Below are 12,068 nucleotides of genomic sequence, written 5' to 3'. Positions count from 1 at the left end.
CGCAACATTAACCAAATGCCTAGTGCGCACAAAAATAGGTTATCAATATCACTTAATCAACCGAAGTTGATACAAATGGGAAAGTTTCTGATTTTTAATTCAAATTTTACCCGAAAGAAACCTCCTTTTATGAACTTTCAAAGCCGTTGAATTAATTTTTTTTCCATTTCCCGCTTCCAGGACGCGAAATTTCCCTCTATTATTTTCTCTCTCGCGCTGTTTACCAGCCACAAATAGAAGGTAAGGTTATGGATGCTGGCGATCTGAGATCCGAGCATTTCCCCGGATTTTACAAGATGCCTGAGATACGCCTTACTATAAAATGTACTAACGTATCCACCCAGGGCTGCGTCAATCGGCGACAAATCGTCCTTCCATTTCTCATTGCGGATATTGATAATTCCCTCTGTTGTAAAAATCATGCCATTACGTGCATTACGTGTGGGCATTACGCAATCGAACATATCCACTCCCAGGGAAATGCATTCCAGTATATTGGCTGGTGTACCCACGCCCATCAGGTAGCGTGGCTTATTTTTCGGCAGGATGTCGCAAACCACCTCGGTAAGTTCGTACATGATTTCGGCAGGTTCGCCAACAGACAAACCACCGATTGCATTACCTTCCCTGTCGCATGATGCGATAAATTCGGCGGATTGCTTTCTGAGATCTTTATAGACACTTCCCTGAACGATAGGGAATAACGTTTGGCTGTGACCGTACAAAGCGGAGGTATTGTCAAATCTTGCGCAGCAGCGGAGTAACCAGCGATGGGTCATTTCCATGGATTTTCGCGCGTAGGTGAAATCGCATGGGTAGGGTGTACATTCATCAAACGCCATCATGATGTCTGCGCCGATCGTCCGCTGTATGTCCATGACGTTCTCCGGCGTGAATGTGTGTACGCCACCGTCAATGTGTGACTTAAATACCACACCTTCTTCGTTGATCTTTCTGCCGGTACCAGCCAGGGAATACACCTGATATCCACCGCTGTCGGTCAGGATAGGCCTGTCCCAGCCGTTGAAAGCATGTAGCCCGCCCGCCTTTTCCATGATATCGAGACCGGGTCGGAGATATAAATGATAGGTATTTCCTAAAATGATCTGAGCCTTAACATCCTCTTTCAGCTCTCGCTGATGTACTGCCTTAACTGTTCCCGCGGTTCCCACAGGCATGAAGATGGGAGTCTGGATTACCCCATGATCCGTCTCGATCAATCCGGCCCTTGCTTTCGAATGGGGATCCTCAACTTGTAATGTAAACTTCATTAAAAGGTTTTAAATTGCTGATGTGCAAAAATAGGGGTATCGTCTCGAACATTCCTGACAATGACAGTATATTTGCATGAATATGGAAAAATTTTACATCTCTCTTCTGTTGTGGCCGATTTTTTACTCTATGCGCTAGGGGCGTTTGTAGCTGTTCAGTTATTCTATTATCTCTTCTTCTTTACACGGCTGGCATTTTATGGTAAGGGCGCTAATTACGGCAACGCGATGCCGGGCGTCACAGTGCTGGTTTGTGCGTGGAATGAAAGGGAGAATCTGACGGAGCTGATCCCTTTGCTTGATGCACAGGAATATCCGGAATTTGAGGTGATTCTGCTGGACGACCGTTCCGACGACGGCAGCGAGGAGTACATCCGGGAAAATATCAATAGCTGGAAACACATCCGCTATATTCGAATCAATGATCAGTTCGATCATGTGACTCCTAAAAAATATGCGCTGACGGTTGGAATGAAACAGGCGAAGTATCCCATTGCACTTATGACTGACGCCGATTGCAGGCCTTCATCCGGGCACTGGATTACTGCAATGACGTCGCGTGTGGCCGAGGATAAAGACATCGTCCTGGGATTCTCGCCTTATTTCAAACAAAAGGGTTTACTGAATTGGTTTATTCGCTGTGAAACCTTCTATACAGCCGTTCAGTATTTGTCATTTGCGCTGGCCGGACTTACCTATATGGGTGTCGGGCGTAACATATTATATAAGCGCTCTGTTTTTTTTGCCAATAAAGGCTTTTATACCCATAAGCATGTGTTTGGTGGGGACGACGATATTTTTCTCAATGAGGTCGCGACGAGTTCGAATACAACGATCTCGGTCGAAGAGGATTCGTTTGTATATTCTCTACCCAAGACAAACTGGAAAGACTGGTTCCGCCAGAAGCGGCGGCACATTTCGGTGAGCCGCTACTATAAGGTGCGTAATAAAATTTTGCTGGGAATCCTTTCCGGTTCACACATGGCGGTGTGGCTGCTGGGGGCGATCACGTTGGCGTTTGCATTGATAACGAAAGATGTTTGGTTGCTTCAATGTCTTGGAATTGTTTTCGGCGTCAGATGGATCATTCAGTGGTTCTTATTGATCATCATTAATATCAAGCTGGATAAAACCGTAGAGTGGTTCAGCTTTTTATTGATGGATTTTGCGCTTTTTGTTTATTATCTCGTTTTCGGGTTTTTGACCATGACGAGCAGAAAACCCCGTAAATCATGGAATTAATTGATAAATATTTCCCGGAACTCACAGTCGATCAGCGTGACAAGTTCGGGCAGATGAGTGAGCTATATGAATATTGGAATGCCCGTGTCAATGTGATTTCCCGCCAGGATATCGATACGTTGTACGAGCGGCACATCCTGCATTCGCTCGGGATCGCCAAAGTTCAGGCATTTCGCCCGAATACGAACATTCTGGATGTCGGAACAGGCGGAGGGTTTCCGGGCATACCTCTGGCGATCATGTTCCCGGAGGCCAAGTTTCACCTGGTCGACAGCATCGGCAAAAAAATCCGCGTTGTGCAGGAGATCGCGCAGGCGCTGAAACTCGACAATGTAGTGGCGGAGCAGGTGCGTGCCGAGAAGCTAGAAGAAAGCTATGAATTTGTGGTAAGCAGGGCTGTTACACGCATGGCCCCATTTGTAGGGTGGGTGAGGAAGAATATCAGCCGCAATTCCTTCCATGAACTTAGGAACGGAATTTTATATCTAAAAGGTGGTGACCTGACGGAAGAGCTTTCTGAAATCCCGCAAAAAGCCAGAACCTACGAGCTTTCAGGTTTCTTTGCAGAAGAATTCTTTGAAACCAAGAAAGTCGTATATGTACCTTTGTAACTCATTATTAAAATAACCTATCCATATGAACGAACGATTCAGCGCCAGTGGGCTCATGAACCCGTTTTTCCCTGATGAAGTCACATTCGGAGAGAAAGGCGTAACCTTTAAGGTCAGGAAACTATTCAAGAGCACGGATAACTTTGTTTTTTATTCTGACATCTCAGGGGTGGAAATCGAAAGCGGCGTGTTCTTTTCGACGATCCGCATCATTCCCCGGATGCGTCCGGAAATTATTATCAATAATTTTACAAAGGGGGATGCGAAGAGAGTCAAGGAGTTAATACTGGCCAAAGTGCAGGCGTAAGATTTTTTTCAAAGTTATACTTGCGCTATATAATTTGAATTCTTAGATTTGCACCACAATTCGAGTACAACAACCGGATAATGATTCCCGAATAGCTCAGCCGGTTAGAGCATCTGACTGTTAATCAGAGGGTCGCTGGTTCGAGCCCAGCTTCGGGAGCTTGAAAATGAAGCACTTAGCAAGAAATTGCTAAGTGCTTTTTTCTTTTGTTGCAATAAAAGTTGCAATACTTGGCTACCCTTAGAATTAGCATGAAGCGCCTTTCCACGTTGATAGTTATTACGGCCGATTTAATTTTCGGTATCCACCTTGTCCTGAAGGGGGCGCTTGGAGCAGGAGACGTGATGGTTTTTGTGTCTTCGGCGGTTGGTTTGTATTGGATTAGAAATGGCTTCTTCAACCGCGATCTCAAATTCGACGAGGAATTTTTTTACTATAATAGGAAAACCAAAATTCCTCTTTCCTCCATTACTGCGATTAAGCTCGACCTGAGCTCCGACCTCCAACATGATCGTTATTGGAGAATCCAATATAAGATAAGTGACAGCAATGAAAAGTCCATCACGATCTTGCCGTCGGTGACCAACGATAATTTTGTAAAATTTCTCAGGGCAGTTGAAGTTAGAAACCCGTCAGTGGAGTCAGATATGTTCGAATTCGAGCTGTTATGGGGTTTTATACCTAAAACAACATGGAGGGTGAGGGGTATAGGATTCAAAGACGGAATGCCTTGTAAACCGGATCTCATGTCAGTAAACGTTTAATATGGATCCGCGTTTGTAGAACGTTGGAAACGGGTAGCGCCGGGAGATCCGAACTTTATTCTTTACTACTCGATCAACAACTCCCCCACGGTAAATATCGAGGTCGAGCGCGGAGAAGCCATCAAGAAAACGGTCGAGCACTTTCTGCGGTCGGCGACCTCGGATCTCGCCAGGAAGTGGCGGGAAAAGGACATCGCTAAAATGCCGTGGAGCTCGCTGGCTACTGGCAGCAACTGTTCAGCCAGGGGCTGAAAAAGGGATGAATATGAGTATGTAAGTCCGTCAATAACTTTGATATTTTACATCAAAGACTCCACCGGTAAAGTTTTTTATGGTCTGATTCTTAATCTCTTTGAGCTGGATTTTAAAAATACCTGCTACTATCTTGCTGATAGTGTCCAATTTGGTAATGTTAACTTCATTGATTCCCCCTGGGTATTATCGATAGTCGTCATCAACTTCATTTCCTCGGAATTTTGCCCTGGTGTGGTGCTTTAGCTGGAATCGCTATTGAAAGCGGAGCTCCCATGCTTACTCACATCAACAATGGTGGGTTATTTCATTATTACCATCTCTGGTAGCTGTAACTGTCACTATAACGCCCTCTTTGCGATACTCGCCTGAGAGCTTGTCCGGCATTAGCAGCCCTAGTTTTTGATTGGGGAGCCATTTATTGCCATTAATATTAACCCCAAAAGTGTTAAGGCCTTGTTGGGTTTCGGGTGGATACGCCTCTTTTTTCTTACAACTGAACGCGCAGATAAATACGACTGCGGTTACGACTAATCTATGAATGTTCATGTATTAGAAATAGAACTCGATCATTTGCAACTATGTACCACCTTTGGACACAAAACGCAAATTTTAGGTTGGGAGGTCTATGCGATCAACATTTAAATAGACCTCCCCCGGACTAATGACGCCCCGAAAAATCCAATCCTTTTCTTCACCGTCGGCCGGTGAAAGAGTATTAAATTCAAAAAAGCCGACCGGTAGAAATATAAATTCGGTTGTCGCGAATATGGCAGATAAGATTTGGAAGATGACGGCGGGACGGATAGTGTGTGGTATTAATTTTAGGAAAACCTAGGTATATCTGTGTGTACTTTGATACATTTGGCATGACTCAAAATGTATCAAAGTACTAATGCGCCTCTATCGATCAACATTTGCCTTTCTTGCCTTTTTGGCATTATCTATTTCCTGTAACAAAAAAGACGAAGAAGTTAGACCCGTCGAAAACTGCCGGTTTGTAGGTAAATCGGTTAGCTGGGAGCAAAAATCCATTTCTGGGTCATCGGTTGAGACAACCGAATCGAATTTCAAGCAGGATGACCAAGGCAGGCTGACGCTTGCAACGTTCTCGCGAACAGAATCCAGGAAAGATTCAACGGGTGTTTATGCCAGTAGCACAGACGAAGAAACCTACGAATTTGTATACGATACAGAAGGTTTTTTGACAGAGCTGAATCGACACGACTTGCGATTGCAACAAGGGTCAGCAAATTTTAAATTCGGCTATGCTACCCTTCGATATCGAACGGGGAGAATGGAAACAACCAGCGTTACATCCTTTGTTTACAGTGAAGGCCGGTTGCAATCTTCAAGATATGTCAGCAACCTTGTTGTTCAAGGTGATAATCTGCCGGCAGCAACCTTTCCTGAAAGTTACACAATCAATTATAAATATGATTCAAAAGGCATTGTCCAAACAGCAACGAGCGGCGGCTGGGCAGTAAATTATACAAATGGAATCCGTGCATCCAGCGTCTCAGCTGATGGCAAAACTGTATGGAAATATGATGACCAGGGGAGAATCATTAGTTATTCGTCTCCATATGACCAAAGAACTTTCAAATATGACCAGAGAGGAAATCAGATTTTTCAAGATTCCTATGATAACGGGGAGTTTGTTTTTTCAACCGAAACCAAATTTGATGAACATACGAACCCAGACAATATGATTTCCTCTCGCTATAAGGGAATTCCGGACCCCATTAAAGTTACTTACGCTGATGACAACCCAAACAACATGATCGAAAGTACAGTTCTTCATCGGAATGACGCGCCTCTCATCACGTCAAATGTTTGGACCTATCCTCCTAACGGCTTGCCATTAACCTCCACTATGAAAACTGGAACGGATTTCTATAAGGAAACCCGAATCATAAAATTTAAGTACGAAAACTGTAATTAGCATTCACCCCAAAAAAATTGAACGAAGGGAAGGCCAAGTAGATAAAGTTCTTAGGAACCTACAAGGGGACGGGGCCTATTCGGAAGACAACTAAATTGAATTTGTTAGTGTCATAATTGCAAAATAGCAGGTAGTCTAAATTTGATAAAACCACGCAATTATGAATCTGGCACGTTTTATCTTGATATTGCTCGTGTTAGGATGTGAGAAGGGTGAGAGCCCTAACCTGGAATGCTCGGAAAGAGCACGAGACACTTCAGGCTGCTATACTATTTATAAGCCGGTCTGTGGTTGCAATGGGAAAACGTATAGCAACGATTGTGAGGCCCGAGCTTGTGGTATTACGTCTTTCACTGATGGCGAGTGTGCAAAATGACGTGCCTTGGAGTCCAGATTTCAACACGAGATTCGCTGGCCCTTCGATTTTTTCTTTCCTTTTTTCCTTAGGTGTTTTGGAACAATGTTGGCAGCGGTTGTGTAGGATGGCTCCTGCATTATTTTCAGAAAATCCTCTGTTGATTGTCTGTTTCGGCCAGCATATCGGCCGTAGTCAAAAATGACCTTTTACGTGTTTAATGATAGACCTGTTGCTGCCAGGGAACGGGCTGATTTTAACATCACAAAAACATCAGGCTACTAATAGCGAACACCAACTTTAAAATTACAGGAATACAATGTTGATTGACCGGTTTCGAAACTGGTAGGCGACTTTAAGAGAGCTTGGGCTGCAAACGACCATAAGTGAAAGACCCGCCACACATGTACGAGCCTTATTTACAAAATGCATGGTAATGTAAACGAACAGAGATTGTCCGAAATCGTACAGTTCATCTCTTAAAATCGGCTCAGACTTATTACAATTTGAGATTTTGGTTCTTGGTACGGTAATTGACTCGGAAGGTGATAACGGACTTAGCCGCCCAAACCGGAGGAACACTACTCAAAAACATGCTACAAAACTACATCAAGATTGCCTGGCGTAACTTGCGTAAAAATCAAACTTACGCGTTCATCAACATATCGGGACTTGCCCTCGGCATGGGTTGTGCTTTGCTGATTTTTGCGCTCGTCCGCTTCCATTACCAAACCGACCGTCACCACCGGAATTACGACCGGATATATCAATTGACGTCCCGGTTCTCATCGGCCACCGGTGACTTCAATATTCAAGGAGTGCCGTATCCGCTCGGTCAGGCGATACGCAACGAGCATGCGGAAATCAAACGCGTTGCCATGCTGGACGAATGGTATAGCCCGCTGATTGCAGTGCCTGTTCCGGGGCGGGAGGATAAGAAAATCAAGGACAAAAGCCACGAGGGCGCGTTTGTAGAGCCGGCTTTTTTTCAGATATTCGACTACACCTGGATTGCAGGTGGTCCCGACGACCTCGCCCAGCCTGGGACTGTGGTCATGAGCGCGGAGATGTCCCGCAAATGCTTCGGTACCACCAACGCGATAGGCAGGACTGTTCGCCTGGAAGCCCGTATTCCGGCCCGTGTAGTGGGTGTGTTTGCTGACAACCGGGACGATACCGATCTGGATTATTCGATTATGGCTTCGTGGGGATCGCTCAGGGAACAGCTTAACGCCCGTCCCGAGAACGAACCGTTCGACAATACCAATGGAAGTACCCATTGTTTCGCGCTTTTCAGCGACCAATTTACGGCAGCCGACTGGAATCGCCAGCAGCTTGCCTTCGTCCGGAAATACAACCCCAAAAAGATCAGGGAAACGTCTTATCCGGCTATTGCATTCAGCAAAATGCATTTGTTGCCCGAATATGGAGGTGTAAGCAAGGGATTGTTGCTCTCGCTGACACTGATCGGCCTGTTGCTCATCGGCACTGCGAGTATCAATTTTGTCAACCTTGCCACAGCACAGGCACTTAACCGGACGCGCGAAGTTGGCGTCCGCAAAGTATTGGGCAGTACAAAAGCACAGTTGTTCTGGCAATTCATGGGCGAAACGGCGCTCATCGTACTGGCCGCGTTGGCCCTGGGAATTGGTATATTTCAATATGGTCATACGCTTGCGCATGAGTACCTGCATGGCCCCTTTCGGTTTACATTCTATTTTTCTCCGTCGATATTGGGCTGGCTGACCCTTCTCGCGGTGACTGTCACGCTTATTGCAGGTCTCTACCCGGCTTTGATCGTTGCGGGTTTCCGCCCGGTGACGGCGTTGGCGGGACGGGTCACTACGGGCAAGACGGGTGGCTTTTCCATTAGGCGCGGGCTCGTCGTCACACAGTTCGCGATTTCGCAAATGCTCATTATCGGGCTTATTGTGGTGGCCAATCAGCTCAGCTACGTTCAGACGAAGGATTTGGGGTTCCGGAAGGATGCAATCCTAACGGTTGGTTTGCCCAACCTTCCGGCGCAGGATATCGTTAAAATGAGCGCATTCCGTAACCTGGCCACTGCCTTGCCGGATGTGAGTAATTTCAGTTACTCCATGTCCGGGCCGCCTCAGTCGGGCTCGACCAGCCAGACGGTCGTGCGATTCGATTCCCGCCCCGAGGAAGAGCCTTATACGCCGCAGCAGGCCTGGGTGGATGCCGACTATGTGGGGCTATATGGCCTGAAACTGGTGGCGGGGCGCAACCTGAAACCCTCGGAGGCGATCCGTGAAGCGCTCGTCAACGAGACATTCATGCGGCGGCTCGGGTTCAACAGGCCAGCCGATATATTAGGTAAGTCCCTGCATAGGAGCTCAGTATCGCTAGAAATTGTCGGCGTTTTAAAGGATTATAATCAATCAGACCTTAGGCAGCAGATCAGGCCCATTTTTCTTACCACTATGGCTACGGGCTACTATTCGGCCAACATCCAGCTACGTTCGAATAACTACGCACGGGCGTTGAAACAATTGGAGAAGGCCTACAACCAGATCTATGCGGATAATTTCTTCGATCCGGAGTTTGTAGACGACCAAATCCAGATGGCTTACCAGCAAGAACAGACGATGGGGCGATTGATTAACTTCTTTGCCGGAATTGCCCTGCTTATCGGGTGTATGGGCTTGTACGGGCTGGTGTTGTTCATGGTAACTCAACGAATGAAGGAAGTGGGCGTCCGAAAAGTCCTGGGCGCGAGCGCTGAAAGCATTCTGTGGCTGTTCAGCCGGGAATTTATACAGTTGATCGGTATTTCCTTTGTCCTGGCTGCACCTACGGCCTGGTGGGCGATGAATGGCTGGCTGAAAAATTTTGAGTACAAGATTTCGCTAACGCCTGTAACCTTTATACTGGCACTATTGGTGACGGTAGTTGTTGCTTTGCTGACAGTGAGCTTTCAAAGTGTAAAAGCAGCGCTGACAAATCCTATCAATTCACTTCGAAACGAATAATGGACCAGCGTCACTTGCGTACAAACTACAAATCTGCTGCACGATGAGACCGCTTGCCGCCTGTTCAAGTTTTAGTTCAGTAAACCAAACTCCTGGCGAGCAATAGAACCATTGATCTGCACTAAATTGTAAGGTGGAGTGGGCGGAATTCAAAAATTCAGGCACTCCTGAACATGCTCAAAAAAATGAATTGACATTGTCATGCCCGTAATTGAATCGGGAAGTCCTAGCTGTCGATCCATCGGCTTTTGTGGTAATCTTGTCCAGTAAATATTTACTTCCAATATGTGTGTCATTTTCAGGCCATAGAAAAGGTAGGATTGTCCCGATCTGCAATCCTACCCTTTTTATGACCTTTCTTACTGCCTACGCCGGTTCGGTAGCTCCCAAATAAGCTTTGCCGTGTGGAACCAGTGCCGATTGCGGAATCACTGCACCGAAATACTCCGACCTGTCATTAGGTATCAAAGTTTTTGAATCGCCGGACGTCTTGATATAGGATGCAATAAAGTCACTCAGTGGTCCTCGTTTTGGACCGGCAATCTCCACGACGCCCTGGGCTGGCTCGGAAAGCGCGAACTGAGCTACGAAAGTAGCGACGTCTTCGGCTGCAATGGGTTGAAAATCTACCCTGGAAATGTGGACTTCATTGCCTTGTGTCCCTGCGCCTGCGATGGCAGGCACAAATTCCTGGAACTGGGTGCTGCGGATAACCGTGTAAGGCACACCGGAAGACTTAATCAGATCTTCCTGAATCTTTTTGGCGAGCATGTATCCCATCGTGCCCATTTGATCTACCCCAACAATGGAGAGCGCCAGGTGGTGCTTTACGCCGGCATTGATTTCCGCGCCAAGCAGGTTGCGCCCTGCCGTTTCGAAAAAGCTGATGGCCGGACCTTCTTCGAAGGAAGGAGAGTTGGCCAGATCGATAACGACATCGGTGTTTTTCAATGCATCGGCGAGTCCTTCACCCGTTAATGTATTGATGCCTGTCGATGGTGCTCCTGCTACGACGGTGTGGCCAAGCTGGCTAAGTTTCCTGGCTACATTTGAACCGATCAATCCTGTACCGCCTATGATTACAATTTTCATGCATATTGAAGTTTAATGTGAAAAATCATGTTGACGGTACTGTACATGCTATAATAATGCCAAAGATCAATGGATTGATATAGAGCGATGTAGGTCTTGTGCGTTAATTGGATTTCCACGATATTTAGTGAAATCACCAGATCTGTCGCGATATAAAGCGGCGGTTTGGCGATCACGGGACGTTCTACGTATTGGCTTTGAAACTCCGTTAGCGCCTTTATTTAGAGTATAAGAAATTGCCGGTGCGGCTTTCTGATAAAGACCATTGCTGGCATCGACCTCGATTCCTTTTTCTCCAAAAACAAACCTAATCCAATCATGAGCCAGATCAGAAAGGAAGACATTAAACAGGAGGTATTCGATCTCTATGACGACTATGCCCACGATCGCATCGACCGGCGTAACTTTGTACAAAGTTTATCCGCTTACGCTGTGGGAGGCATTACGGTAGCTTCGCTGATGAGCTTCCTGATGCCCGACTATTACGGGGGCATTCAAGTGTCGGCTAGTGATCCCAGGTTGCAGTCGGATTACGTGAATTATGATTCTCCAAAGGGAGGAAAGACTATTAAGGCGCTGCTTTCAAAACCGGTGGAAGCTACCGGAAAATTAGGCGGGATTGTAGTAGTGCATGAAAACAGGGGGCTGAATCCACATATTGAGGATGTGGCGAGGCGTGCTGCGCTGGCAGGGTTTATTTCCATTGCGCCGGATGCATTGTCTCCGCTGGGTGGATATCCGGGAAATGACGACAAGGGAAGGGAACTCCAGAGCAAGCGAGACCGTAACGAAATGCAGGAAGATTTTATAGCTGCCTATGAATATTTGAAAAATCACAAAGACTGTAATGGAAAGGTCGGGGTAGTAGGATTCTGTTTTGGTGGCGGAATTGCAAATATGATGGCTGTACGAATAGCGGACCTGTCGGCTTCGGTGCCTTTCTATGGCGGGCAGCCGGCGACGGAGGACGTTCCTAAAATAAAGGCTCCGTTATTGCTGCATTACGCGGGCCTGGATACCCGTGTGAACGAAGGCTGGCCGGCTTACGAAAAAGCATTGAAGGAAAACAGCAAAGAGTATACTGCATACATTTACCCTGAGGTCAATCACGGCTTCAATAACGACACGACGCCCCGTTACGACAAGGCGGCAGCCGAACTTGCCTGGAAGCGTACGATCGATTTCTTCAAACAAAAATTAGGGTAGGTAGGTCCTGTGTATTTCCCGGGAGAGATT

Annotated in this window: 10 protein-coding genes and 1 tRNA gene; 9 read left to right on the top strand and 2 right to left on the bottom strand. The window is 46.5% G+C overall.

What is annotated here, in order from left to right:
• Nucleotides 1-137: 137 nt before the first annotated feature.
• Complete coding sequence (tgt, locus tag BP71_RS25320; RefSeq protein WP_496384371.1) at nt 138-1,271, bottom strand: tRNA guanosine(34) transglycosylase Tgt; 1,134 nt, start codon at nt 1,269-1,271, stop codon at nt 138-140.
• Between the two features lie 60 nt (nt 1,272-1,331).
• Here tgt and BP71_RS25315 point away from each other — a divergent pair, with 60 nt between their 5' ends.
• From BP71_RS25315 to BP71_RS25280, 8 genes are all read left to right on the top strand, one after another.
• Nucleotides 1,332-2,513 (top strand): glycosyltransferase, encoded by a 1,182-nt coding sequence (locus BP71_RS25315; RefSeq protein ID WP_496384370.1) that lies wholly within the window; start codon nt 1,332-1,334, stop codon nt 2,511-2,513.
• Nucleotides 2,504-3,124 carry a 16S rRNA (guanine(527)-N(7))-methyltransferase RsmG gene (gene rsmG, locus BP71_RS25310; RefSeq protein ID WP_496384369.1) on the top strand — a complete coding sequence of 207 codons (621 nt, stop codon included), beginning with the start codon at nt 2,504-2,506 and terminating at the stop codon, nt 3,122-3,124. The genes BP71_RS25315 and rsmG overlap by 10 nt, the downstream gene beginning before the upstream one ends.
• A gap of 25 nt (nt 3,125-3,149) precedes the next feature.
• Complete coding sequence (locus tag BP71_RS25305) at nt 3,150-3,431, top strand: hypothetical protein (RefSeq protein WP_496384368.1); 282 nt, start codon at nt 3,150-3,152, stop codon at nt 3,429-3,431.
• Nucleotides 3,432-3,516: 85 nt separating this feature from the next.
• Nucleotides 3,517-3,590 (top strand) — tRNA-Asn (locus tag BP71_RS25300).
• Between the two features lie 71 nt (nt 3,591-3,661).
• Nucleotides 3,662-4,195, top strand: coding sequence for a hypothetical protein (locus BP71_RS25295; RefSeq protein ID WP_496384367.1), 534 nt, complete (start codon nt 3,662-3,664; stop codon nt 4,193-4,195).
• Nucleotides 4,196-5,342: 1,147 nt separating this feature from the next.
• Nucleotides 5,343-6,392, top strand: coding sequence for a hypothetical protein (locus tag BP71_RS25290; protein WP_496384366.1), 1,050 nt, complete (start codon nt 5,343-5,345; stop codon nt 6,390-6,392).
• Between the two features lie 160 nt (nt 6,393-6,552).
• The gene (locus BP71_RS25285; protein WP_496384365.1) at nt 6,553-6,768 is read left to right on the top strand and encodes a Kazal-type serine protease inhibitor family protein; all 216 of its coding nucleotides are present in this window, start codon (nt 6,553-6,555) and stop codon (nt 6,766-6,768) included.
• A 572-nt stretch (nt 6,769-7,340) separates the two neighbouring features.
• Nucleotides 7,341-9,740, top strand: coding sequence for an ABC transporter permease (locus BP71_RS25280; protein ID WP_496384364.1), 2,400 nt, complete (start codon nt 7,341-7,343; stop codon nt 9,738-9,740).
• 366 nt (nt 9,741-10,106) lie between these two features.
• Here the strand turns inward: BP71_RS25280 and BP71_RS25275 are convergent, their stop codons facing one another.
• Complete coding sequence (locus BP71_RS25275) at nt 10,107-10,832, bottom strand: SDR family oxidoreductase (protein WP_496384363.1); 726 nt, start codon at nt 10,830-10,832, stop codon at nt 10,107-10,109.
• A gap of 318 nt (nt 10,833-11,150) precedes the next feature.
• On the opposite strand from BP71_RS25275, the gene BP71_RS25270 reads away from it, so the two are divergent.
• Nucleotides 11,151-12,038: a dienelactone hydrolase family protein gene (locus BP71_RS25270; protein WP_496384362.1), complete on the top strand. Its 888-nt coding sequence runs from the start codon at nt 11,151-11,153 to the stop codon at nt 12,036-12,038.
• Nucleotides 12,039-12,068 lie beyond the last annotated feature (30 nt).

The organism is Dyadobacter ginsengisoli DSM 21015 (genome assembly GCF_059568735.1).
Note: the sequence above shows the minus strand (reverse complement) of the source record. Positions and strands in the feature narration are given on the sequence as shown.